A 23,932-nucleotide genomic window follows, 5' to 3' on the forward strand; every position below is an offset into this window, starting at 1 on the left:
GAACTCAGGCGTGGACCACACTTTCCAGGTCGACCTGCGTGGCGTGGTCGACCTGCTCAGCCATCACCTCTACGGCAGCCCACGGGTCTACGTCCGTGAGCTGCTCCAGAACGCCGTGGACGCGATCACCGCCCGGCGTACGACCGATCCGGACGCGCCGGCGCTGGTCCGCATCGAACCACCGGAGATCACCGGCGACGGCACCCTGCGGGTGCACGACACCGGCGTCGGCCTGACCGAGGCGCAGGTGCACGAGCTGCTGGCCACCATCGGTCGCAGCTCCAAGCGCGACGAGCTGGGCTTCTCCCGGCACGAGTTCCTCGGCCAGTTCGGCATCGGCCTGCTCTCCTGCTTCCTCGTCGCCGACGAGATCCAGGTGCTCACCCGGCACGGCGACAACCCCACGGTCCGGTGGACCGGGTACGCCGACGGTCGCTACGCCGTGACCGTGGCCCCGCTGGAGGCCGCCCGCGTCGAGCCGGGCACCACTGTCACGCTGGTGCCCCGCCGCGACGCCGACCAGTGGTTCGCCACCCCGACCGTCACCGACCTGGCGCGGCTCTTCGGCTCGCTGCTGCCGGTCACCGTCCGGGTCGGCGACACGGTCACCACCACCGGCGAACCCCCGTGGGCGACCGCGCCGGGGGCGCCGCTCGACCGCGCGGCGCTGATCAGGTACGCCCGGGAGACGCTCGGCGTGGAGCCGTTCGACGTGCTGCCGCTGGCCGTGCCGGAGGCGGGGTTGACCGGTGTCGCAGTCATCCTGCCCACCCCCGTGAACCCGGCGGCCCGGGCCGGGCATCGCGTCTACCTCAAGCGGATGCTGCTCACCGAGAACGCCGACAGCCTGCTGCCGGACTGGGCGTTCTTCGCGCACTGCGTGGTCGACGCGACCGAGCTGCGCCCGACCGCCAGCCGCGAAGCTCTCTACGAGGACACCCTCCTGACCGCGACCCGGGAAGCGCTCGGCGACCAGGTACGCGGCTGGCTGGTCCGGCTGGCGCGGCACGACCCGCACCGGCTGGCCGAGTTCCTCCAGGTGCACCACCTCGGCGTGAAGGCGCTGGCGCTGCACGACGACGAGATGCTGCGGCTCGTCGACAGGTGGTGGCCGATGGACACCAACGTCGGCACGCTCACGCTCGCCGAGTTCCGGGAACGCCACGGGGTCGTCCGCTACGCGGCCAGCCTCGACGAGTTCCGCCAACTCGCCGCGGTGGCCGCCGCACAGGACCTGGCGGTGGTGAACGCCGGCTACACGTACGACACCGAGCTGATCGAGCGGCTGCCGGCGGTGGACCGGTCGGTGCTGATCGAACGGCTGGAGCCGAGCGACCTCACCACCCGGTTCGAGGCCCTCGACCCGCAGGTCGAACTGGCGCTGCGGCAGTTCCTCACCGCCGCGCAGCGGGCCGTCGAGCGGTCCGGCTGCGAGGTGGTCATCCGGGCGTACGACCCGGTCTCGCTGCCCGCGTTGTACCTGGTCAGCCGGTCGGCGGCGTTCAACGACCAGCTCGCCGCCAGCCGCGACCGCGCCGACGAGCTGTGGGGCGGAGTGCTTGACGCGCTCGCCGCCACCGCCCCACCGGACCGCCCGCAACTGGTGCTCAACCACCGCAACCCGCTGGTCCGGCGGGTCACGATGCTTGGCGACCCGGAGCTGGTCGGCCTCGCCATCGAGGCGCTGTACGGGCAGGCGCTGCTGCTCGGCCACCATCCGATCCGCGCGGCCGACGCCGCGCTGCTGAACGATTCCTTCCTCGGCCTGCTCGGCCGGGCCGTGCCGGGACGGGAGTGACAATGAGCGACGAGGACCTGTGGCGGGTGCTGCGTGGCATCGCCGACATGCCGTACGGGGCGGGGCAGATCGCCGCGCTGGAGCAACTGCTGCGCCGGGTCGACGCCGCCGACGACCGGCATCTCGCCTTCGTCACGCGCATGCAGGCCACCACCGGGTACGTCTACGGCGGTGAGCCGGCGAAGTCGTTCGTGACCTTCTCCTGGTGCCTGTCCGAGTTCGACCGCGACCCGCAGCCCTACCACCAGCGCCACCTGCACCAGTTGCTGTGGCACTTCAAGTACATGGTGTCCGGCCTGCTGAAGTTCCCCGAGGTGCCGCTGGACCGCACGTACGCGGTGCTCGACGACATGGAGCGGCGTTACCGCGCCGGCGGGCACAGTCTCCAGACCGTCCACAAGCACCGGTTCCGGGTCGCCGACCACGTGGGCGACGCCGAGGCTGCCGCGCACTGGTACCGGCTCTGGCAGACCACGCCCCGCGACGAGCTGTCCGACTGCGCCGGCTGTGACCCGACGAGCCAGGTGGGCTACCTCGCCGACACCGGGCGGGACGCCGAGGCCGTGGCACTTGCCGAGCCGGTGCTCGCCGGCAGACTGACCTGCACCGAGCAGCCGCAGGCGATCCTCACGGCGCTCCTTCTGCCCTACCTGCGTACCGGTCGCGGTGAGTCGGCCCGCGACGCGCACCGGGAGGCGTACCGCAAGCTGCGCGGCAACCTCGCCGACCTGTGGGACATCGGCGACCACATCGAGTTCTACACGCTGACCGGCAACGAGGCGCGGGCGGTCGAGCTGGTCGAGCGGCACCTGGACTGGCTGGACCGGCCACCGTCGCCGGCCGCCGCCATGCACTTCGCGGCGACCGCCGCCGCCGCGCTGCGTCAGGCGGGTGCGGCGACGGTGTACCGCCGGGCCGCCGAGGGCCGGCCGGCCGCCGAGGTGCCCGCGCCCACGCTTGCCGACGAGTTGGCCGCTACCGCGACCGGGCTGGCCGCCCGCTTCGACACCCGCAACGGCACCACCCACCAGTCGGAGTGGATCGCCCGGCGGCTCGACGTACGGCCCGGCGGCGAGCACCTGCCGCTCTCCGCGAGCGTCCGCCGCCGTCCGGCCCGCCCGACCGGGGACGAACCGACAGTCGCTCCCGGTGCTGCCGCGCCCGCGCCCGCCGACCGACCTGCCCGGGAGCGGGTCGGCGCGGTCACCGTCGCCCTGCCCGCCGATGCCGACGCCGACGGGTTGCTGACCCTCGCCGAGGAGAGCTGGGGCCGACACGACCGGGCCACTTTCGGGGCGGCGCTGGCCGCGTGCGACGAGCGGTTCGGCACCGCCGACCTGCCGGCGCGCACGGTCGCGCACCGGCTGGCGTTGCGGGCCGCCGAGCGCGGCGACGAGGACGACATCGAGGGCGCGGTCGAGCTGAACCGCGAGGCGCTGGACCTGTACCGCTCGGCGGGTGAGGAGGTGCCCGCCCAGGTGGTCGCCGGGCGGCTCGGCGTGCTGCTGACCAGCACCGACGAGCACGCCGAGGAGGGGCTCGCGCTGGTCCGGGAGGCCGCCGAGGTGCTGGACCGGCTCGGGGACGCCCGGCAGCGGGCCGCGGCGCACGACCGGCTGGCGTTGGCGCTGCTGCACCAGCAACGGTGGGCGGACGCCCTGGCGGCGCTGGACCGGGCACCTGCCGACGCGGGTGGTGACCGGCACCTGGCGGCTCGGATGGCGCTGCACCGGGCGCACCTGCTGGAGCAGTCCGACCGCGTCGACGAGGCCCGCGCCGCCGCCGAGGAGGCCCGCGGCATCGGTCGCGAGCTGGGCATCGGCGAACTGCTCACGGCGGCCTGCCTGGCCTGGGCGCGGACTGTCGACGACCCGGCCGACGCGGTGGCCGCCTGCGACGAGGCGCTGCGGGTGGCGCCGGCGGACGCGGAGCTGCCCGTGCGGGTCGCCCGCGCGCGGGCGCTGCTCTCCGCCGGTCGGGCCGCCGACGCGGTGGACGATTTCGTCGAGGCGGTGACGCTCTGCGTGGAGCGCGGCGCCGAGGGGGACGCGTTCCTGCGCTGGGAGCTGGCGAACGCGTACCGGGTGGTGGGCCGACTCGCCGAGGCGGCCGAGGTCGCCGAGGAGGCGGTGCTCGGCCTGGACCGGCTGGGCGCTCAGGCGGAGGCCGACCGCTGCCGGCACCTGCTGGCCGGCGTGTACGCCGGGCTCGGCGAGATCGATCCGGCACTGGCCCTGCTGGAGCAGTTGTCCACCAACCTGGACGGCCCGGACAACCTCCCGCACCGGGCGCAGGTGCTGGAGGAGGCCGGCGGGATCCTCTACGACGCCGATCGGGACGCGGTCGCCGCCGAGCGGTTCGCCGCCGCCGCCACGGCGTACCGGCTGGCCGACCTGCCGTTGGACGAGCTGCGTGCCCGTCGGCGGGAGGCGTACGCCTGGTTCTGGTCCGACGACCGACCGGCGGCGGTACGTGCCGTCGAGGTGATGGACGGGTTGGCGGCCGCGGTGGCCGGGCAGCCGGAGCCGGAGCCGCCGGTGATCTACGAGCTGGCGATGGCGGCCGAGGCCGGTGCGCGGGTGCTGGTCGGCGAGGGGCGGCCGGACGAGGCGTTGGACCGGCTCGCGGGTGTGCCGGACCGGCTGCGGTCGATCGAGGCGTTCGGCGAGGCGGCGCAGGTCGAGGTCCTCGTCGGTGAGCTGCTGCTGCGCCTGGACCGGCCGGCCGAGGCGGAGCCGCTGCTGCGCCGCGTACTCGGTGGGCTCCCGGCCGGCTCGCGACCGGTCCGCCAGACGGCCTGGCTGCTGGCCCGCGCCCTGGACCTGCTGGACCGACCCACGGACGCCGCCGCGCTGCGCGCGGAGCACGACCTCGACCCGGACGAGTGACCTCTGCGCCGACCGGTCGGCCCCGCCCGAGCGGGCGCCGGCCGGTGGCGTGGCGCGCGCAACCGACCGGTAACCGCCGCCCCACCGCGGTCAGCTCGCGGTCTACGCTTGCCCGGTGACGGTGGAGCAGCAGGCACGGGGTGCGGCGGGTGCGGGCCGGCGCCGGTCCCGCAAGGACGAGATCCTGGAGATCGCGGTCGGTCTGTTCGCCGCCCGTGGCTATCACGGCGTGTCGATGGACGACATCGGTGCGGCAGCCGGGGTGACCGGCCCGGCGCTCTACCACCACTTCGCCGGCAAGGAGGCGATGCTTGCCGCCGCGCTGATCCCGGTGAGCGAGGGGTTGTTGGCCGGCGGCCGGGAACGCGCCGCCGGGCATCCGGACGACCCGCGCGGTGTGCTGGAGTCGCTGATCGACTTCCACGTCGAGTTCGCGCTGGCCAACCCGGCGGTGATCGCGCTGCACCTGCACGAACTGGACCGTCTGCCGGAGGAGCCGCGACGACGGATCCGCCGCCTCCAGCGGATGTACGTCGAGGAGTGGGTGACGGTGCTGACCGCGCTGCACCCGGGCATGCCCGACGGTGAGGCGCGGGTGTTGGCGCACGCCGCGTTCGGCCTGATGAACTCGACCCCGTTCCTGGGCGGCGAGGTGGACCGACGGCGTCGCGCCGAGCTGCTGCGCGGCGCGACCCTGGCCGCGCTGCTCGCCTGAGCCCGACCGCGCTGCGGCTCTGAGCCCCGCCGCGCTGCCCGTCTGAGCCCCGGCTCGTCAGGAGTGGGCCGGTCGTGGTTCCCTGGCATCGTCCCAACATCCGGACGCCGGGAGGAAACATGATCGAGTCACTGCTGGTCGCCAATCGGGGCGAGATCGCCCGCCGGGTCATCCGGACCGCCAAGCGGCTCGGCATCCGCGCGATCGCGGTGTACTCGGAGGCCGACGCCGACCTGCCCTTCGTCGCCGAGGCGGACGAGGCAGTCCTCATCGGCCCGCCGAACCCGGCCCAGAGCTACCGCAACGTCGAGGCGATCCTCGCCGCCGCGAAGTCGACGGGCGCGCAGGCCATCCACCCCGGCTACGGCTTCCTGTCGGAGAACGCCGAGTTCGCCCGTACCGTCGAGGCGAGCGGCCTGATCTGGGTCGGGCCCGGCGCGGACGCGATCACCGCGATGGGCGACAAGATCAATGCTCGGAACCTGATGGCTGCGGCCGGCGTCCCGGTCGCGCCCGGCACCACCGACCCGGCCGCCGACCTGGACGCGGCGGTGACGGCCGCCGCCGAGATCGGCTACCCGGTGATGGTCAAGGCGGCAGCCGGCGGCGGGGGCATGGGCATGGGCGTGGCCGTCGACGAGGCCGCGCTGCGCACCGAGTACGACAAGGTGCGCGCGTTCGCCGAGCGGATGTTCGGCGACGGTTCGGTGTTGATCGAGCGGTACTTCCCCCGGGTGCGCCACGTCGAGGTGCAGATCCTCGGCCTGGCCGACGGTCGGGTGGTGGCGCTCGGCGAGCGGGAGTGCTCGGTGCAGCGGCGCAACCAGAAGCTGGTCGAGGAGTCGCCGTCCCCGGCGGTCTCGCCGGAGCTGCGCGCACGCCTGCTGGCGGCGGCCGTGCGGGCCGGTGAGGCGGTGAACTACCGCAACGCCGGCACAGTCGAGTGTCTGCTCGATCCGAGCACCGGTGAGTTCTTCTTCCTGGAGATGAACACGCGGCTTCAGGTGGAGCACCCGGTGACCGAGTACGTCTACGGCGTCGATCTGGTGGAGGAGCAGCTGCGGGTGGCTGCCGGCCTGGCGCCGACGTTCGACCCGGACGCGCTCGCGCCGAGTGGGCACGCCATCGAGCTGCGGATCAACGCCGAGGACCCGAAGCGTTTCCTGCCCGGCCCCGGCAAGGTCACGACCTGGGTGGAGCCCACCGGCGAGGGCATCCGGGTGGACTCCGGCTACACCGAGGGCAACACCGTCACCCCGTTCTACGACAGCCTGCTGGCCAAGCTGATCATCAGTGGTGCCAGTCGTGACGAGGTGATCGCCCGCGCGCGGGACGCTGTCGCCGGGTTCCAGATCGTCGGCCCGAAGAACAACCTGCCCTTCTTCGCCGAGTTGCTGGAGAACGACGAGTTCCTCTCCGGCGCCTACGACACGGCGATCGTCTCCCGGATGCGCTGAGCCCTCGCCGGTCGCCGGCCGTCGCGCTGTCGTCCTCCGGTGGCGCGGCGGCACTGGCATCCGCGTCCTTTGCTCTGCTTACCTGGAGGCAACAGGGGATGTCCGGATACCGGACGCTCGGTGTTGCGTCAGTTGAAGCAGTGCAAAGGACGCGCGTGGCACCCCGACCCTCCGTACCGATCCGACGTCACAGCGAGGTGACCGAATGAGCCAGTTGCCAGATTCCGTCTCGATTCGTGAGGTCGGGCCGCGGGACGGGCTGCAGAACGAGGAGCCGATCCCGGCCGACGCCAAGGTGCGACTGCTCGACGCGCTCTCCGGCACCGGCGTACGCCGGATCGAGGCGGTGTCGTTCGTGCACCCGAAGGCGATCCCGCAGATGGCCGACGCCGACGAGGTGTGGCGGCGGGCCACGAAGGCCGACGGGGTGCGCTACTCGGCGCTGGTGCCGAACACCCGGGGCGCGCAGCGGGCCCTGGCCGCCGGGTTCACCGAGATCGAGGTGGTGGTGTCGGCCAGCGACACGCACAACCGGCGCAACGTCAACCGCTCGACCGACGAGTCGTTGGACGACATCGCCGAGCTGATCGACCTCCTGCACGGGGCGTCCGCACGGGTCGAGGTGATCGTGGCGACCAGCTTCGGCTGCCCGTACGAGGGGGACATCGACCCGCGGCGGGTCGCCGGCATCGTCGACCGCGTGGTCCGCGACGGCGCGGACCGGGTGGCGTTCGGCGACACGACCGGCATGGCCACTCCGCGTCGGGTCCGTGAGCTGCTGACCGCGGTACGCGACCGCAACGCGCACGTGCCGGTGCTGCTGCACTTCCACAACACCCGGGGTACGGCGCTGGCCAACCTGCTGACCGCGCTGGAGCTGGGGGTGACCGAGTTCGACGCCAGCGTCGGCGGCCTGGGCGGCTGCCCGTACGCCCCGGGGGCCAGCGGCAACCTCGCCACCGAGGAGGCCGTGCACATGCTCCACGACATGGGCATCGACACCGGCATCGACCTGGCGGCCCTGATCGAGGTGGCCGAGCTGGCCGAGGAGCTGCTCGGCAAGAAGCTCCCGTCCGGTGTGCTGCGGGCCGGGCCGCGTACCCGGCTGACGCCGATGCCGGGCTGAGGACGCGACGAAGGGGCCGGCGAAAACGCCGGCCCCTTCGCTGTGCCAGGTCGGTCAGCTCACCGGGGTGAGCACGCTCGGCCAGCTGCCGCGGAAGACGTCCGCGCTGCGGCCGGCGCTGCGCTCGGTGGCGCTCAGGGTGCCGGCGAAGAGGCTGCTCACCCGGTTCGCCTCGGTGGTGCTCGGGTACGGGTTGGTGCAGCTGGTGCCGGCGCTGCCGCCGGACATCAGGATCGCGCAGTTGCCGTTGTAGTTGTCCGGCAGGCCGAGGATGTGCCCGATCTCGTGGGTCATGATCCGCAGCGGGCTGTACTGCGCCGCCTGCTGGGTGTCGATGTAGACCCGGCCGTTGCCGAGGCTGGTCCGCACGGCGTAGGAGCCGCCGCCGGTGATCTGGTAGATCCGCAGGTTGGAGCCGCAGTTCGCGGAGAGCGTCAGGTTCGTGGTGGCGTTGTTCCAGATCGAGGCAGCCTGGCTGGCAGTGCCGGCGTAGGCGCCCGCCTGGCTGGTGTTGTAGCAGATGGTCATCGCGGCGGACGCGGGCGCGGGGTTGGCGACCGTGATGCCGAGGGTGGCAACTGCCGTCGCGACAAACGCGACAGCGAGCCGACCGAGTCGTGAGGTCATCGCTGACTCCTATCCGAGAGGGGTGCCAGGAGCCTATCCACAGAGATTAATAGATTTCAATGTTTCGTTCGAAGAAGCGTCGCTCGGTCAGCGGGTCGCCGGGAGATGCGCGAATGCGATAGCCTAACGATCGTTCAGGTCAACACGGGCGAGGGAGTCGGCGTGACGCTCGACGGTGAGGCGCTGGAGCAACTGCGCAAGCGGGCCCGGTCCGGCGGCGCGGACAAGTACCACGCGGCCAACGAGGCCAAGGGCAAGCTCTTCGCCCGCGAACGCGTCGCGCTGCTGGTCGACGAGGGTTCGTTCGTCGAGGACGGCCTCTACGCGAATGCGCTCGCCGACGGGCTCCCCGCCGACGGAGTGGTCACCGGCACCGCGACGATCGACGGTCGACAGGTCTGCCTGATGGCCAACGACTCCACAGTCAAGGCCGGCAGCTGGGGCGCGCGGACCGTCGAGAAGATCATCCGGATCATCGAGCGGGCGTACGGCGCCGGCGTGCCGATGGTCTACCTGGTCGACTCCGCCGGCGCCCGGATCACCGACCAGGTCGACCTCTTCCCCGGCCGACGCGGCGCCGGCAAGATCTTCTGGAACCAGGTCCGCGCCTCCGGCTCGATCCCGCAGGTCTGCGCGCTGTTCGGGCCGAGCGCCGCCGGGGGGGCGTACATTCCGGCGTTCTGCGACGTGGTGGCAATGGTCGACGGCAACGCCAGCATGTACCTCGGCTCCGACCGCATGGTCGAGATGGTCACCGGAGAGAAGACCACCCTGGAAGCGATGGGTGGGGCCAAGGTGCACACCGCCGAGTCCGGCGTCGGGCACTTCCTCTGCAAGACCGAGGCCGACGCGCTCGACGTGGTGAAGACCTACCTGTCGTACCTGCCGGCGAACTGGACCCAGGCGCCGCCGGCCGCGCCGGCCGTCGCCGCGCCCGCGAAGGCCGACCTGGCCGCGCTCGTGCCGGCCAGCGAGCGGCAGGCGTTCGACATGCGGCGGTACGTCAAGGGCGTGCTCGACGAGGGTTCCTTCTTCGAGATCCAGGCGCTGTGGGCCAAGGAGCTGACCATCGGGTTCGGCCGCCTCGACGGCCAGGTCGTCGGCGTGCTCGGCAACAACTCGATGTTCAAGGGCGGCGTGCTCTTCGTCGACTCGGCCGACAAGGCGACCCGGTTCGTGCAGCTCTGCGACGCGTTCAACGTGCCGCTGCTCTTCCTCAGCGACGTACCCGGTTTCATGGTCGGCAGCGCCGTGGAGAAGCAGGGCATCATCCGGCACGGCGCCAAGATGATCACCGCGATCTCCGAGGCGACGGTCCCGAAGATCTGCGTGGTGGTCCGCAAGGCGTACGGCGCTGGGCTCTATGCGATGGCCGGCCCCGGCTTCGAGCCGGACGCGACGATCGCGCTGCCGACCGCGAAGATCGCGGTGATGGGCGCCGAGGCCGCCGTGAACGCCGTCTACGCCAACAAGATCGCGGCGATCGGGGACGCGGACGAGCGGGCCGCCTTCGTGGCCGCCAAGCGGGCCGAGTACGAGCAGGACATCGACGTCGTCCGGCTCGCCAGCGAGCTGGTGGTGGACGCCATCGTCGAGCCGCACGACCTGCGTGGCGAGCTGGTCCGTCGTTTCGCCGCCGCGCGTACGAAGGACCGGCACTTCTCCCGGCGTCGACACGGCGTCACCCCGGTCTGACCCCCGCCCCACCCCCCACAGCGATCCGCCCTGCGGCGTCACGAGCGCCGGGGCGGCCGTCCCCACAGGAGGATGAGATGGACTTCCGGCTCACCGACGAACAAACGGCGCTGCGGGAGAGCGTGCGGGACTTCGCCCGCGAGGTGGTCGCCCCGGTCATCGCCGAGCACTACGAGCAGCACACCTTCCCGTACGAGGTGATCCGGCAGATGGGCAAGATGGGCCTGTTCGGCCTGCCCTTCGCCGAGGAGCACGGCGGGATGGGCGGCGACTACTTCGCGCTGTGTCTGGTCCTGGAGGAGCTGGCCCGGGTCGACTCCAGCGTCGCCATCACGCTGGAGGCGGCGGTCTCGCTCGGCGCGATGCCGATCTACCGCTTCGGCACCGACGAGCAGAAGGCCACCTGGCTGCCGAAGCTGCTCAGCGGCGAGGCGCTGGCGGGCTTCGGGCTCACCGAGCCGGGCACCGGCTCCGACGCCGCAGGCACCCAGACGCGCGCCGTGCTGGACGGCGACGAGTGGGTGATCAACGGGTCGAAGGCGTTCATCACCAACTCGGGGACCGACATCACGGCCCTGGTCACCGTCACCGCCGTGACCGGCACGAACGCGGACGGCTCCAAGGAGCTGTCGACGATCATCGTGCCCACCGGCACGCCTGGATTCACTGTGGCCCCGGGTTACTCCAAGGTCGGGTGGACCGCCTCCGACACCCACGAGTTGACCTTCGACGACTGTCGGGTGCCCGCCGCCAACCTCCTCGGCGCGCGTGGCCGAGGGTTCGCCCAGTTCCTGCGGATCCTCGACGAGGGCCGGATCGCGATCGCCGCGCTGGCCGTCGGCCTCGCCCAGGGCTGCGTCGACGAGTCGATCAAGTACGCGCAGGAGCGGCAGGCGTTCGGCCGCCCGATCGGCGCCAACCAGGCCATCCAGTTCAAGATCGCCGACATGGAGCTGAAGGCGCACACCGCCCGGCTGGCCTACTACGACGCCGCCGCCCGGATGCTGGCCGGCGAGCCGTTCAAGCGGCAGGCCGCCATCGCGAAGCTGCACGCCAGCACCATCGCTGTGGACAACGCCCGCGAGGCCACCCAGATCCACGGCGGCTACGGCTTCATGAACGAGTACCCGGTCGCCCGGTTCTGGCGGGACTCCAAGATCCTGGAGATCGGTGAGGGCACGAGCGAGGTTCAGCGGATGATCATCGCGCGCGACCTGGGTCTCTGAGCCCGGCCCGGCACCGGCCTGCTGGCTGACGTCGGCCTGCCGTCGTGGGCCGGCCAGCCGTTCGGCTGTCGGATTTCGGCGAGCGGACGTCGGCAGACCGACGTTCGACTGCCGATGGTCGGAGTCGATCCGTACTCTTCGTGGCCATGACTCCGGAGCATGATCGGTCGCGGAGCCCGGCCGGTCGTACCAGGCTGCCGGAGCTGCTCCGTGCGCACCGGCGCGCGGCCGGCCTGACGCAGGCGGAGCTGGCGTCCCGCGCCGGGGTCGGCGTGCGGACGGTGCGGGACCTGGAGCGCGGCCGATCGGTCCGGCCGCAGCGCACCACCGTCGAGTTGCTGGCCACGGCGTTGGAGCTGGCCGGCGGGACCCGCGCGGCGTTCCTGGCCACGGCCCGTGGCGCTGCCGGCGGTGAACCCCGGCCGGACGTCATCTCGGGCACGCCCGGGGTTGGTGCCGGTGGCACGTCGACAGCCGGAGCCGCCCGGGCCGGCGCTGCGGTGGCCCTCCCACCACCTGTGGCCCTGATCGGCCGCGACCGCGACGTCACCGAGCTGGCCGGAATGCTGACCGCGGAACGCGGCCCCCGACTGGTGAGCCTGGTCGGGCTGGCCGGGGTCGGCAAGACCGCGCTCGCGCTCGCCGTTGCCCACGCAGCGGCCCGCGCCCATCCGGGCGGTGTGGCCGGCGTGCTGGTCGGCGACGGCTCGGACGGACCGGACGTGCTCGCCGCCACGATGACCGTCCTCGGCGCGGCCCGGCTGCCGGAACTCGTCGCCCGGCTCGCCGGCCGGCCGGCGCTGCTGGTCATGGACGCGGTCGAGCGCGCTCCCGGCCCGGTGGCCGAGACGCTGCACCGGCTGGGCGTCGTGCTGCCGTCGTTGCGGGTGCTGGTCACCGGACGGCACCCGGTCGGGCTGCCCGGCGAACGGGTGTGGCCTGTCGCGCCGCTCGAGGTGCCGCCGCCGGACGCCGAGCACTCCGGGCCGGCCACGCTCGGCTCGTGGCCGGCGGTCGCCCTGTTCACCGCGCGACTCGCCCAGGTCCGTCGGGAGCCGCCGACTCCCGACGAGCTGCCGGCGTTGGCCGCCCTGGTCCGTCGGCTGGGCGGCCTCCCGCTGGCCATCGAGCTGATGGCCGCCCGGGGCCGGCTGCTCGACCTCACCGAACTGCTCGACCGGTACGGCGACCGCGTGCTCGATCTGACCACCTCGGCCGACCCGGCGGCCCGTACCAGCTGGGACGGGCCGGAGGCGGCCACCCGCCGTCCGTATGCCACCGATGCGACCCGGGCGGCGGTGGCGGTGACCCTGCGGGACGCGGTGGCGACCAGCTACCGGCTGCTCGCGCCGGATGAGCGCGACGCGCTGCGGCGGCTCGCCATGTTCGGCAACCGTTGGTCGGTGGAGCTGGCCGAGGAGATGCTCGTCGACGAGGCCGACCGGGACGGCACCGTCGCCATCGATCCGGTCCCACTGCTGGACCGCCTCGTCGAGCTCGGCCTGCTGAGCGTTCGCGGCACCGGGCCGTTCCGGTTCCGCCTGCTCGACGCGGTCCGTGACTTCGCCATCGAGCAGGCCGTGGGTGGTGGTGAGCTGGCCTGCGTACGACGTCGGCATGCGGAGGTGGTCGCCCGCCTCGTGGCGCGGACGGCGTCCGAGCTGGCCGGCCCCCGGATGCTCGACGCGGTGCACCGGCTCGACGAGGTGAGCAGCGACATCAGTACGGCCCTGGCCCACGCCGCCAGCGACGACCCGCTGACCGCGCTCCGCCTGGCGGCCTGCCTGCCCCGCTGGTGGCGCTTCCGGGGGCGCGATGTCGCCGGACGGCAGTGGCTGCGGCGGTTGCTGGCCGACCCGCGAACCGCTGACGCGGACCCGATCCTGCGCGGCTGGGCCAGCCTCGGGGTGGCCCGGCTCGCTGCCGAGCACGGTGCCGAGGCCGACGAGTTGCCGACGGCGCGGGCCGCGTTGGAGACGTTCCGACAGGCCGGCGACGTGACCGGCGAGCTGGAGGCGCGCAGCGTTCTCGGCGCGCTGCTCACCACCGTCGGGCAGCACGCCGAGGCCCGGGAGCAGGCCGAGGCGGTGCTCCGGCTCGCCGCCCGCAACGGGCGGACCCGGGACCTGGCGGTGGCGCAGAACAGCCTCGCCTGGCACGAGATCCGGATCGGTGACCTGGGCGCGGCACGTCGTCGGCTGGCTGCCGTGGACCGGCTCGCCGCCGAGGGTGGTGAGCAGCGGTTGCGGGTGCTGGCCTGGGCCAACCGGGCCGAGGTGGCCCGCCTGGAGGGCCGGTACGCCGACGCCGTCGACCAGGGCCGGCGCGCGGCGGCGGCACTGTTCGAGTTGGGTGACCCGGGGCATCGACGGCGGGTGCTCGGGACTGTCGGCCTGGCGCTCGCGCAGGACGGGCGTGCCGTGGACGCGACCGAGGTGCTCACGGAGCTGCGCGCGGGGGCCGCCGAGGCGACGGTTGTCGTACCGGGTCAGCAGTGGGTGGAGCGGATCGGCCTCCCGCGACCGCGCTCGGACGACACCGTGTTGTCCTGGGGCGGCCCGGAGGCGGGAATCTGTGCGTTGATCGAGGGCAACCTGGCACTGCACCGGGGCGACCGGGAACTGGCGGCGGAGTGGTTCACCGCAGCTGTCGAGGCCGGTCACGATCGGCGGGACGTGGTGGAGGCGCTGGTGGGCCTCGCCGCGAGCACCGCGGACCCGGCTGTCCTCGATCGTCTCGACCGGGTCTGCGAGGAGAGCGGCATCCGACTGCTGCCGCAGGAGTCCGGGCTGCTCTATGCGCTGATGGCCGCGCGGGGCGGGTCCGCCGAGCGCTAGTGCGGCACCCGTCGGCGGCCGGCCCGACGGAGAGTGGCGCGAGCGAAGAGCCCCCTTGGTGCTACCCCTCGCTGTTCGCCCGCGCCGTCACCCCCCGGTGATTCCCCGGTGGACGAAAGCCTGCCACCGCTGCCGGGGCAGAAGGTGCTCTTCAGGAAGTTTGTCCCGTCTGCAACGTCAGTTCTGCCGGTCTTTCTGCCGGTGCTCCCGGCCGTCGCCGTACCCGCCGCCGATCGCCCGGACGTCGCCCCGACCGGGCTCCACCGTCGCAGGCAACGCGGCTCGGCACCGCCGACATCGCGGCTCGGCCACCGCCGACAGCTCGGAGCTGCCGACATCGCGGCTCGACCACCGCCAGACGGCGAGGTTCGGCGCCGCGGACAACAACCGGATGAACGCCGCCGGGCAGGCCGGGTCGCCACGATGCGCCAGGCCCGGGCGTCGGCGGTCAGGCCGGGTCGCTGTCGTCCGCGGCGGCCATGTCCTGATCGGTGCTGCCGGCGGTGGCACCGGGATGGACGGCGTCCCGCACGCGGCGCAGGCCGTCGAGCAGTGCCGCCAGCGCCTCGGGGTCGAGCTGGCCGGTGAACCACTGCTCGATGATCCGCAGATGGCCGGGCAGTGTCTCGTCGAGCCGCTGCATGCCGGACGCGGTGACCACCGCGTACGAACTGCGGCGATCGTTCGGGCAGGCTCGGCGGGTGAGCAGCCCGTCGCGTTCCATCCGGTCCACCACGCGGGTCACCCCGCTGGTGGACAGCGACGTCTGCGCGGCGAGGTCGGTCATCCGCAACTGGTTGCCCGGCGAGCGGGCCAGTCGGGTGATCACCTCGAACTCGACCACGGAGAGGTCGTGCTCCTCTAGTTGGGCGGCGAAGCGGGCCGAGAGCCCGGCGTGGACCTCGTAGAGGAGGCCAACCGCGGTGATCCGGGGGTCGTCGAACACGTTGGTCACTCGTTAACCCTACCAGTACTTGACAGAGGGAATGTTGTTGCGGTTATATTTGCTCAAGCAGTCGTTGGGCTACTAAACAATCTCCTGGAGGACAGCAGCATGACCAGCAGCACCGATGCGGTTACCCGCGACTGGGACGGCCTCACCATCCCGACGGCCGGCACCTACGTGCTGGACGCGGCGCACAAGCGGGTCGGCTTCGTCGCCCGGCACATGATGGTGAGCAAGGTCCGCGGTGAGTTCAACGAGGCGACCGCCACCATCACCGTTGCCGAGGACCCGCTGCAGTCCTCGGTCGTCGCCACCATCCAGGGTGCCAGCATCGACACGACCCAGGGCGACCGGGACGCGCACCTGCGCAGCCCCGAGTTCCTGGACGTCGAGAAGTACCCGACCCTGGAGTTCCGCAGCACCGGCGTCAAGTCCCGCCGCGGCAACGAGTTCGTGCTCACCGGTGACCTGACCATCAAGGACGTCACCCGTCCGGTGGAGCTGGAGGTCGAGTTCGAGGGCGTGGGCCGCAGCCCGTTCGGCCAGGACATCTTCGGCTTCTCCGCGAGCACCGAGATCGACCGCGAGGAGTTCGGCCTGACCTGGAACGTCACCCTGGAGACCGGTGGCGTGCTGGTCGGCAAGAAGATCAAGATCGAGATCGAGGGCGAGGCCGTCCGTCAGGCCTGATCCCACGGATCACCGGTACACCGGGCCCGCGCCGCACGTCGGCGCGGGCCCGGCGTCGTCAGTACCCAGCGCGTGTGAATTGTCACGACTTGTTGGCACCGTCACGGGGTCCGGCGCGGCAGCGACGGGGTAGAGATGGCGCCACGAGCGCATCCGCTCCGGCCGGCGTCGGATCACCGTCGTCGGCCTCTGGCCCTGGCCAGGCGAGCGCTCTTAACGTGGATGGTTCACAATGCGCTTTCCGGGACGGCAGGATCCCGACCGCGCCGGTTGTCGGGAGGACACATGGGCAGGGACGTCTCGCAGGGCGCCTTCACCCCGGAGGACCGCGTCCGCTACCGGCAGAAGGTCCGACGGTGCCTGGACGTCTTCGCCCTGATGCTCGACGACTTCGGCTTCGACGCGGACCGGCCGATGACCGGCCTGGAGATCGAGCTGAACCTGGTCGACTCGCGAGCCGAGCCGGCGATGCGCAACGAGGAGATCCTCGCCGACATCGCCGATCCGCTCTTCCAGACCGAGTTGGGGCAGTTCAACCTGGAGTTGAACGCCGAGCCCCGACTGATCGAGGGCACCGGTTTCGCCGACTACGAACACGACCTGCGCAGCAGCCTCACCCGGGCCGACGAGCGCGCGGCCAGGTCCGGCGCGAAGATCGTCCTGGTCGGCATCCTGCCCACCCTCACCGAGGGTCACCTGGTCGAGGACAATCTCTCCACCAACGAGCGCTATCGGGTGCTCAACGACCAGATCGTCGGTGCCCGGGGCGAGGCCATCGAACTCGACATCCGTGGCGTCGAGCAGTTGCGGACCCACACCGACTCGATCGCCCCCGAGGCGGCCTGCACGAGCCTCCAGTTCCACATCCAGGTCGCGCCGGACAGCTTCGCCGACTACTGGAACGCGTCCCAGGCCATCGCCGGGGTGCAGGTCGCGGTCGGAGCGAACTCGCCCTTCCTGTACGGCCGTCAACTCTGGGCCGAAACCCGGATCGCCCTGTTCAAGCAGGCCACCGACACCCGCCCGGAAGAGCTCAAGGCTCAGGGCGTACGCCCCCGGGTGTGGTTCGGCGAGCGGTGGATCACCTCGATCTTCGACCTGTTCGAGGAGAACGTCAGGTACTTCCCGCCGCTGCTGCCGATCTGCGAGGACGAGGACCCGGTGGAGGTGCTGCACGCCGGCGGAGTGCCCAAACTGGGCGAGCTGCGGCTGCACAACGGCACCGTCTACCGCTGGAACCGCCCGGTCTACGACATCATGAACGACCGACCCCACCTGCGGGTCGAGAACCGTGTGCTGCCCGCCGGTCCGACGGTCGTGGACATGCTGGCCAACGCGGCCTTCTACTTCGGGCTGGTCCGCGGCCTGGCCGAGGCGGACCGCCCGATCTGGAGTCAGCTCACGTTCAGCTCGGCCGAGGAGAACTTCCACGCGGCGGCCCGACGTGGTCTGGACGCCGTGCTGCACTGGCCCCGGTTCGGTGACGTACCGGTCACCAAGCTGGTGCTGGAGCAGCTGCTGCCCGTCGCCGCGACCGGCCTGGACGGGTTCGGCGTCGACCCGGCACAGCGGGACCGGCTTCTCGGCATCATCGAACAGCGCTGTCGTACCGGCCGCAACGGCGCCGTCTGGCAGACCGAGACGGTCTGGGCGGCCGAGCGCCACCGGGGCATGGACCGCAGCGCCGCCCTGCACCACATGGTGCAGCGCTACGCGGAACTCCAGCGCACCAACGAGCCAGTCCACACCTGGCCCGTCAACTGACCCTCCCCTCCACCCGACGGAGCGCAGCGGGGTGAGACCCGTGGGTTAGGTGGTGGGGCGGCGCGGTGGGCGTGCTCGGTGGGGGGTTGGGGCGTCGGTGGGGGCTGCGGCGTCCGGGGCGGGGCGTGGGGCGGGGACGCGGGGCGGGGTGGTGGTCGCGTCGTCCGGCTGGGTCTCCGGCGTGGTCGGTGCCGCGGCGGTCCTGCCTCGTCGGGTTGCCGTACCGGTCGCGGCGTCGCTCACCGAGCGGGCGCGGCGTCCCGGCCGGGTGCCGCCCGCCCCGCCCTCTTCAGTGGCCGTGGGTGTCGGGCTAGAGGTCCTGTCGAGCCCCGCGGCCCGGGTGGAATCCGCCGGAGCGGTCGACGCCGATTCGGGTGAGCCGGCCGCAGGAGCCGACGTCGGTCTGCGTTGTCCGGTCGACGTCGGTTCCGGTTGGTCGGCCGCCGTGGTCGACGCCCGTTCGGGCTCGTCGGCCGGAGCGGTCGGTCGTCGGTCGGCAGCACGTCGGCGGCCGGCCCGTTCCGCGAGTCGGGCGGCCAGGATCGAGCCGCCGACGCCGGCGATCACCGCGTACGGGGCGATGAGCTGGGTGGAGAACTGTGCGGGCCCCGGGGTCGCCCAACGTGGCACGGTGGTCAGGTAGGCGAGCGCGACGAGCAGCGGGCCGGCCGCGCCGGAGGCGGCCGCGCCGATCCGGTGCCCGCCCGACCGCGCGGCGCCCCGGGCGGCCAGGGCACCGATCAGGAGCGCGGGTACGAGCGCCAGCAGCGCACCGGGCCAGTAGAGCTGGCCTCCGATCCAGTACCGCGCGTGGTCCGGGTCGAGCTGCCACGTGCCGAGCTGAGCGCCGGTGAGCCCGCGCCCGACGCGTACTCCGTCGATGACCGACACCACCGCGAGCAGCCAGAGCCAGGCGGCCGTCGCGGTGACGTTCAACGCGGCGGCGCGGGAGCGCAGTGCCCAGAGCGCCACGAACACGCCGATCAGGATGCCGAGCACCGCGTGCAGAGCGGCGATCCGCTGTGGCGCGTCGGTGTCGGCGCCCGCGGCGACCCGGGCCGGTACGGCGACCAGCAGCACGGTGACCAGTCCACCGAGACCGGCGCCGAGCGCGAGGGACAGCCTGCGGAACAGGCCGCCTCGCTCGTCGGGCAGCGTGTCGGCCACCGGCGCGGATCGATCGACCCCCGAGGTCGGCTGGGCCCGTGCCACGTCGGTGTCCTCGACCCCGCTCGGCGAGCCCTCTTCGAGTGCCGCCGGCTGTGGTGGGGCCGCCTCGGTCGCCAGGGCGGGTGCCGTCGGCCCGGCGACGGCGGTCGGCTGGTCACCAACCGGGGGTACGGCACGCTGGTGCAGTCGCTGCGCGCAGACCGCGCCGAGCACTGTCGAGCTGGCGGCGAGCCAGGTGGCCCAGGCCAGGCCATCAGCCCAGGCCGTGTCGTTGGCCCCGGCGTCGGTGGGCGTCCAGGTGATGACGCCGAGCCCGTAGCCGAAGCCGAGCTGCGCGGCGCCCGCGCCGGCAGCGACCCCGATCGCCGTCACGATCGATACTCCCCAGCCCCGTCTGGCCATGCCGGGCAGCGTAACGTCCCGTCGTCGGTGCGGCGAGTCGCAGTGACCCGCCGGTACGGACCGTCGGCACAACGTGATGGGCGGCGAACGGTACGGTCGCCGGTGATGAGGCGGTGGACGGTATGACGGACGCGAACACGGGTCGGCAGGATTCCGCAGGCGGCCAGGCCGGCGGCGGAAGCCGGGCCAGCGTGCTGCTCGGTGGCGGGCTGGTAGCGGTGCTGCTGGCGGTGGTCGGTGCGACAGGTGGCTGGCTGCTGGCCGGCGAGGATGACGAATCTCCGGTGAACCCGCAGGCGGTGGCCACCACGGCCGGTACGCCGACCGACCGGCCCACCTCGTCCCGGCCGACCACCGGCCGGACCACGCCGTCCGCCCCACGGACGACCGCCGCCACGACGAAGGGGACCGGGCTGACCGTGCCACCGGTGGTCGGCACCGACTTCGTGCAGGCACGCGAGATGCTGCGTAAGCAGCGGTTGGGCTGGCGTCTGGTCTTCGGCGGCGGCACCGGCCGCACGGTGGAGAGCGCCTCGCCGGCCGTGGGCACCGAGGTGACCCGGGGCACCACAGTTCAGCTACAGGTGGCCGGTCCGGCCCCCGCCGCCGAGGTGCCGGACGTGGTCGGCGACGACTGCGCCGAGGCGGCCGACGAACTGGTCGAGGAGGGGCTCTACCCGCGTTACCGCAGTGGGCGTAGCGGGAAGGTCAGCCAGCAGGAGCCGGCCGAGGACGGCCCGGCCCGCTGGAACGACGAGGTGAGCATCTGGTGCGGGGCGGCGGCCCCGCCGAGTCAGCCGACCGCGAAGCCCACCCTCTGACCCGTACCGCTGAGCGCGTCGACCCACCCCGGCCTGGCCCGTCGACACCACCTGACCCGATCGCGGCGCGCGGTTCGCGCCACCGATACCGGCCGATGTCGACGTGGGCGGTTAGGTTGACGGTCGAGGGCCACGGCGCCCGCCCGGTTCGGGAAAGGACGTGCGATGAGCGACGACCGCCAGGAGCCGCCCGCCGGGGAGCCCGAGGACGACCGCACGCGCCCCCTGCCGCCCTCCGGCGGCAACCGTCCGCAGCCGCCGGACCGCCCCGCGTCGCCCGACGAGACGATGCCTATCGACCGGGCCGCTTCGGGTGGTCGTGGTGGGTCGTCGGACGAGACGATGCCTATCGACCGGGGCGCTTCGGGTGGCCGTGGTGGGTCGTCGGACGAGACGATGCCTATCGACCGGGGCGCCTCGGGGCCGTCGGGCGATCGGACGGCGCGGATGCCTGTGGAACGGTCGACGACGCCGCCGTGGTCCGGGCGGGCCGAGGTGCGCGCGCCCCGACCAGCCGAACCGGCCGCGGACTGGTACGTCGAGGAGCAGGGTGGCCGGCGTTGGTGGCTGCCGATCCTCTGGGGCGTACTCGCTCTGCTGCTCGCCGGGTTGCTCGGGGCGGCTCTGTGGGTGGTGCTCAACGCCCGGGACGACGACCCCGACGACCCGGCGACGCCGTCCGTCCCGCCGACCAGTGCCACCGCCGCGCCGAGCAGCAGCGCCCCGACCTCGGCGGCGCCCAGCAGCGCGACGCCGAGCAGCCCGGCGGCCACCACCGAGGAGGCGCAGATACCGGTGCCGCCGCTGACCGGCCTGACGCAGGCCACCGCCGAAGGGCTGCTGGAGCGGCTCGGCCTGAGCTACCGGGTGGTGTACCGCCCGTCCGAGCTGCCGCCGGGGACCGTGGTCGACACCGATCCGGAGGCCGGCGCGACGGTAGGTGCCGACGAGGAGGTGCTACTGGTGATCTCCCAGGCGCGACCCTCGACCCCCACCAGCCCGACCAGGCCGACCAGCCCGAGTCCGACGGTGACGACCACGCCGTGACAGTTGTTCACCACATCCGGCGGCGGGTGCCGACGAGGCCGAGGCCGGCGAGCGAGATGGTGAGGCCGAAGATTCCGGACCAGAACAGCGAGCGGCGGACGTCCGTGGCGGTGTGCCCGGCGGGCGCTGCCTCGGTGAGTTCCTGCTGTCCGTCGGACTGACCGCCCGCGCCGGCCCCGGCTGCCGGGCCGGGCGTGTCGGCCGCTCCGACGCGTCCGTCGGGGGCGTCGGCGCTGATCCAGCCGGGTTCGTCGGTCGGCGGGTCGGAGTCGACCACGGTGATCTCCGGAGCCGGCACCGGAACGGCCAGCCGGGTGGACGACAACGCCGGGTCGCGGACCAGGACCACCATGGTGGTCACTGCGCCGAGGAGAGCGAGTAGTCCGAGAGCGTAGGTGATACTCCAGCGGTGGTGCCGCCGCACGGCGGGCTGATTGACCATGACCATCCCAGGCTCAGGGTCCTGGACGTGCGGTGAAACATGCCGGGGTGGGCGTACCAATTCTATGGCGACGGCACGCCTACCCGCGGCGGTTCGCGCTGGTCAGCCGACTCTGACCGGCGTACGAGAGACAGGGCGTCGGGTCCGTACGGTGTGCGGGCGGGGCTCCGGTGCGGCCTGCACCTGTTGCAGCCCTTCCCGCTGTACGAAGATCGACCGGCGGCTGACGGCGTCGCCGGCGGCGTTGAGCTCGTAGCCGTCGAGCCAGAGCCAACCGTCGTAGGTCGGCCAGTCGAGCACCCGGATCACCCGGAACATGATCGGCCTGAGGAACTGGACACTCGCCGCGCGAGTCACGTGCAGAACGTCACCGGAGCGGGGAAGCACATGGGCTCCTGGGGAGGGAGAGCCGGCGTGGTGCCGGCGGGTGACTGGTCTGGGATGTCTCGGCCCGGTGACGGGATCGCGCCTCGTGGACCGGTTGGTGCGTGATGGTGGTCGGGCCGTACCCGCTGGTGGCGTGCCGCCACCCGACCATCACCTGACTGCTTCCGGGAACCGCGCCCACCGCCGCAGTCAGCTGGCTTGCAGCGGTGGGGTCATCACCCCGGCGCAGGTCTGGGTGGCGCCGGCCGGGCCCGCGTGCCGCCCGGCCGTCCGGGGTCGGTGGGGTCACCACACCCGGAGAGCGGACGGAGACGCTGAGTGATCCGTGCCATACGGACAGACTGCATCAGCGACGTGCTTCATGCAAGTTGCACGTCGACTTTTGCCGATACGTGAGTCCGCCACGCAAAGCGGCGCTTGAAGCCATCCGCGTACGGACGGCACACTGAGGGCCGGTTTCGCCCGTCGCGGCCGGCCGATGACCGGCACCACCCCTCGTCGCGAACGCTCGCCGGTCGACGGTCGCGCCCCCGGTGAGCGGCAGCCAGTGGCGCGTCGACCGGAGGTAGCCCGAGAGTGGGGTCGAGCAACCAGCGGCGAGGACCAGAAACACCGAGGCCGCGCAATGAGTGAGCGGCGCAGCCCGACGATCCGACGGCGGCGGCTCGGTGCCGAGCTGCGCCGGCAGCGGGAGTCGGCCGGCATCACCATCGAGGTTGTCGCCGAGCAGTTGGAGTGCTCGGCGTCCAAGGTCTCCCGGATCGAGACGGGGCACACCACGGCCACCCCGCGCGACGTGCGGGACATGTTGAGGATCTACGGCGTCGTGGGTGCCGAGAGCGACGAGCTAGTCCAGATCGCCCGGGAGGCGCGGCAGAAGGGCTGGTGGCACCCGTACAGCACGGTGCTGGTCGGTGCGTACGTCGGGCTGGAGGCGGCGGCGAGTTCGATCCGGGCGTACGAACAGCAGGTCGTGCCGGGCCTGTTGGAGACCGAGGAGTACGCCGGGGCGATGATCCGGGCCGCCCGTCCGGACTTCACCGCCGATCAGGTACATCAGAGGGTGCGTGTCCGACTGGGCCGTCAGTCGTTGTTGACGCAGGACGATCCGGTCGATCTGTGGGTGGTGCTCGATGAGGCGGTGGTAAGTCGGCCGGTGGGCGGGGACGAGGTGATGCGCGGCCAACTCAGGAGGTTGGTCGAGGTGGCCGAGTTGCCGAACGTGACGCTCCAGATCCTCCCTTTCGAGGTGGGTGCGCACGCCGGCATGGACGGGACCTTCACGATCCTCAGTTTTCCCGAGCCCGGTGATCCGGATGTCGTGTACGCGGAGAACGCCACGGGTGGGCTCTTCCTCGAGAAGAGCGACGAACTGCAGAAGTACAGCTTCATCTTCGATCACATCCGCGCTGCGGCCATTCGTCCAGAGGAGTCCGTCGCACACATCGCAAAACTGGCAGAGGAGCCGAAATGGCGACCAAGGGGTTCCCCGTGGACCTGACGCAGGCGACGTGGTTCAAGAGCTCGAAGAGCGGGCCGAACTGCGACAACTGTGTGGAGGTGGCGTACGTGACCGGGGCGGTCGGGGTGCGGGACTCGAAGGACAAGGCCGGCCCGGCCCTGGTCTTCGCTCCCGGCGACTGGCACGCCTTCGTCGCCGGCACCAGGGATGGTGTGTTGGGCTCGGTCTGACCGAGTGAGCAGTCGAGTCCCCGTCCGGTCCCGACCGGACGGGGACTCGCCGTGTCCCGGAGCGCCGCCGACCCGGGGTTGACCCGCCGGCTCAGCGATGTTCCGCCGGGATTCCCGTCGCCACAGCGGGTCCGCCTCGTTGAACCCGTCGGTACGGCGCTGGTCGACGACCCGCCGCACCGACCCGCACCCGAGCGAGGTA

Annotated in this window: 19 protein-coding genes; 14 read left to right on the top strand and 5 right to left on the bottom strand. The window is 72.5% G+C overall.

What is annotated here, in order from left to right:
• Positions 1-10: 10 nt before the first annotated feature.
• The 5 genes from B0E54_RS16790 to B0E54_RS16810 all read left to right on the top strand — a co-directional run bounded on the left by B0E54_RS16790 (position 11) and on the right by B0E54_RS16810 (position 7,984).
• Entirely contained in the window at positions 11-1,798 is a 1,788-nt protein-coding gene (locus B0E54_RS16790; RefSeq protein ID WP_234584481.1) for an HSP90 family protein, read from the top strand.
• A gap of 2 nt (positions 1,799-1,800) precedes the next feature.
• Positions 1,801-4,686, top strand: a complete 2,886-nt coding sequence (locus tag B0E54_RS16795) for a hypothetical protein (RefSeq protein ID WP_234584482.1) — start codon at positions 1,801-1,803, stop codon at positions 4,684-4,686.
• Positions 4,687-4,801: 115 nt separating this feature from the next.
• The gene (locus B0E54_RS16800) at positions 4,802-5,401 is read left to right on the top strand and encodes a TetR/AcrR family transcriptional regulator (protein ID WP_007454080.1); all 600 of its coding nucleotides are present in this window, start codon (positions 4,802-4,804) and stop codon (positions 5,399-5,401) included.
• Between the two features lie 119 nt (positions 5,402-5,520).
• Positions 5,521-6,858 (top strand): acetyl/propionyl/methylcrotonyl-CoA carboxylase subunit alpha, encoded by a 1,338-nt coding sequence (locus tag B0E54_RS16805; protein WP_234584483.1) that lies wholly within the window; start codon positions 5,521-5,523, stop codon positions 6,856-6,858.
• 205 nt (positions 6,859-7,063) lie between these two features.
• Positions 7,064-7,984 (top strand): hydroxymethylglutaryl-CoA lyase, encoded by a 921-nt coding sequence (locus B0E54_RS16810; protein ID WP_234584484.1) that lies wholly within the window; start codon positions 7,064-7,066, stop codon positions 7,982-7,984.
• A 54-nt stretch (positions 7,985-8,038) separates the two neighbouring features.
• On the opposite strand, the gene B0E54_RS16815 is transcribed toward B0E54_RS16810, so the two are convergent.
• Positions 8,039-8,611: a snapalysin family zinc-dependent metalloprotease gene (locus B0E54_RS16815; protein ID WP_234584485.1), complete on the bottom strand. Its 573-nt coding sequence runs from the start codon at positions 8,609-8,611 to the stop codon at positions 8,039-8,041.
• Between the two features lie 162 nt (positions 8,612-8,773).
• Between B0E54_RS16815 and B0E54_RS16820 the strand changes: the two genes are divergently transcribed.
• The 3 genes from B0E54_RS16820 to B0E54_RS16830 all read left to right on the top strand — a co-directional run bounded on the left by B0E54_RS16820 (position 8,774) and on the right by B0E54_RS16830 (position 14,369).
• Positions 8,774-10,306: an acyl-CoA carboxylase subunit beta gene (locus tag B0E54_RS16820; protein WP_234584486.1), complete on the top strand. Its 1,533-nt coding sequence runs from the start codon at positions 8,774-8,776 to the stop codon at positions 10,304-10,306.
• A gap of 77 nt (positions 10,307-10,383) precedes the next feature.
• Positions 10,384-11,532 (top strand): acyl-CoA dehydrogenase family protein, encoded by a 1,149-nt coding sequence (locus B0E54_RS16825; protein ID WP_234584487.1) that lies wholly within the window; start codon positions 10,384-10,386, stop codon positions 11,530-11,532.
• 146 nt (positions 11,533-11,678) lie between these two features.
• Positions 11,679-14,369, top strand: coding sequence for a helix-turn-helix domain-containing protein (locus B0E54_RS16830; protein ID WP_234584488.1), 2,691 nt, complete (start codon positions 11,679-11,681; stop codon positions 14,367-14,369).
• A 448-nt stretch (positions 14,370-14,817) separates the two neighbouring features.
• Here B0E54_RS16830 and B0E54_RS16835 read toward each other — a convergent pair whose 3' ends face one another.
• Positions 14,818-15,324: a MarR family winged helix-turn-helix transcriptional regulator gene (locus tag B0E54_RS16835; RefSeq protein WP_234584489.1), complete on the bottom strand. Its 507-nt coding sequence runs from the start codon at positions 15,322-15,324 to the stop codon at positions 14,818-14,820.
• Positions 15,325-15,423: 99 nt separating this feature from the next.
• Between B0E54_RS16835 and B0E54_RS16840 the strand changes: the two genes are divergently transcribed.
• Positions 15,424-16,005: a YceI family protein gene (locus B0E54_RS16840; RefSeq protein ID WP_234584490.1), complete on the top strand. Its 582-nt coding sequence runs from the start codon at positions 15,424-15,426 to the stop codon at positions 16,003-16,005.
• 285 nt (positions 16,006-16,290) lie between these two features.
• Entirely contained in the window at positions 16,291-17,769 is a 1,479-nt protein-coding gene (locus B0E54_RS16845; protein ID WP_234584491.1) for a glutamate--cysteine ligase, read from the top strand.
• A 45-nt stretch (positions 17,770-17,814) separates the two neighbouring features.
• Here the strand turns inward: B0E54_RS16845 and B0E54_RS16850 are convergent, their stop codons facing one another.
• The gene (locus B0E54_RS16850; protein ID WP_234584492.1) at positions 17,815-19,341 is read right to left on the bottom strand and encodes a hypothetical protein; all 1,527 of its coding nucleotides are present in this window, start codon (positions 19,339-19,341) and stop codon (positions 17,815-17,817) included.
• A gap of 122 nt (positions 19,342-19,463) precedes the next feature.
• Here B0E54_RS16850 and B0E54_RS16855 point away from each other — a divergent pair, with 122 nt between their 5' ends.
• Positions 19,464-20,162 (top strand): PASTA domain-containing protein, encoded by a 699-nt coding sequence (locus B0E54_RS16855; protein ID WP_234584493.1) that lies wholly within the window; start codon positions 19,464-19,466, stop codon positions 20,160-20,162.
• A gap of 165 nt (positions 20,163-20,327) precedes the next feature.
• Entirely contained in the window at positions 20,328-21,209 is an 882-nt protein-coding gene (locus tag B0E54_RS16860) for a PASTA domain-containing protein (RefSeq protein WP_234584494.1), read from the top strand.
• Between the two features lie 7 nt (positions 21,210-21,216).
• On the opposite strand, the gene B0E54_RS16865 is transcribed toward B0E54_RS16860, so the two are convergent.
• Positions 21,217-21,657: a hypothetical protein gene (locus B0E54_RS16865; protein WP_234584495.1), complete on the bottom strand. Its 441-nt coding sequence runs from the start codon at positions 21,655-21,657 to the stop codon at positions 21,217-21,219.
• Between the two features lie 96 nt (positions 21,658-21,753).
• Entirely contained in the window at positions 21,754-22,038 is a 285-nt protein-coding gene (locus tag B0E54_RS16870) for a hypothetical protein (protein WP_234584496.1), read from the bottom strand.
• Between the two features lie 625 nt (positions 22,039-22,663).
• Here B0E54_RS16870 and B0E54_RS16875 point away from each other — a divergent pair.
• A complete protein-coding gene (locus B0E54_RS16875) occupies positions 22,664-23,539 on the top strand; it encodes a helix-turn-helix transcriptional regulator (protein ID WP_234584497.1) in 876 nt (291 codons plus the stop codon).
• Positions 23,509-23,730 (top strand): DUF397 domain-containing protein, encoded by a 222-nt coding sequence (locus B0E54_RS16880; RefSeq protein ID WP_007454112.1) that lies wholly within the window; start codon positions 23,509-23,511, stop codon positions 23,728-23,730. The genes B0E54_RS16875 and B0E54_RS16880 overlap by 31 nt, the downstream gene beginning before the upstream one ends.
• Positions 23,731-23,932 lie beyond the last annotated feature (202 nt).

This window comes from Micromonospora sp. MH99, from assembly GCF_021442385.1.
GTDB lineage: Bacteria > Actinomycetota > Actinomycetes > Mycobacteriales > Micromonosporaceae > Micromonospora.

Excerpts from the sequence above, each read along its gene's own strand:
- B0E54_RS16795 (WP_234584482.1), top strand. The coding sequence starts at position 1,801 with ATGAGCGACGAGGACCTGTGGCGGGTGCTGCGTGGCATCGCCGACATG.
- B0E54_RS16805 (WP_234584483.1), top strand. The coding sequence starts at position 5,521 with ATGATCGAGTCACTGCTGGTCGCCAATCGGGGCGAGATCGCCCGCCGG.
- B0E54_RS16810 (WP_234584484.1), top strand. The coding sequence starts at position 7,064 with ATGAGCCAGTTGCCAGATTCCGTCTCGATTCGTGAGGTCGGGCCGCGG.
- B0E54_RS16815 (WP_234584485.1), bottom strand. The coding sequence starts at position 8,611 with ATGACCTCACGACTCGGTCGGCTCGCTGTCGCGTTTGTCGCGACGGCA.
- B0E54_RS16825 (WP_234584487.1), top strand. The coding sequence starts at position 10,384 with ATGGACTTCCGGCTCACCGACGAACAAACGGCGCTGCGGGAGAGCGTG.
- B0E54_RS16830 (WP_234584488.1), top strand. The coding sequence starts at position 11,679 with ATGACTCCGGAGCATGATCGGTCGCGGAGCCCGGCCGGTCGTACCAGG.
- B0E54_RS16840 (WP_234584490.1), top strand. The coding sequence starts at position 15,424 with ATGACCAGCAGCACCGATGCGGTTACCCGCGACTGGGACGGCCTCACC.
- B0E54_RS16845 (WP_234584491.1), top strand. The coding sequence starts at position 16,291 with ATGGGCAGGGACGTCTCGCAGGGCGCCTTCACCCCGGAGGACCGCGTC.
- B0E54_RS16850 (WP_234584492.1), bottom strand. The coding sequence starts at position 19,341 with ATGGCCAGACGGGGCTGGGGAGTATCGATCGTGACGGCGATCGGGGTC.
- B0E54_RS16855 (WP_234584493.1), top strand. The coding sequence starts at position 19,464 with ATGACGGACGCGAACACGGGTCGGCAGGATTCCGCAGGCGGCCAGGCC.
- B0E54_RS16860 (WP_234584494.1), top strand. The coding sequence starts at position 20,328 with ATGAGCGACGACCGCCAGGAGCCGCCCGCCGGGGAGCCCGAGGACGAC.
- B0E54_RS16865 (WP_234584495.1), bottom strand. The coding sequence starts at position 21,657 with ATGGTCATGGTCAATCAGCCCGCCGTGCGGCGGCACCACCGCTGGAGT.
- B0E54_RS16875 (WP_234584497.1), top strand. The coding sequence starts at position 22,664 with ATGAGTGAGCGGCGCAGCCCGACGATCCGACGGCGGCGGCTCGGTGCC.
- B0E54_RS16880 (WP_007454112.1), top strand. The coding sequence starts at position 23,509 with ATGGCGACCAAGGGGTTCCCCGTGGACCTGACGCAGGCGACGTGGTTC.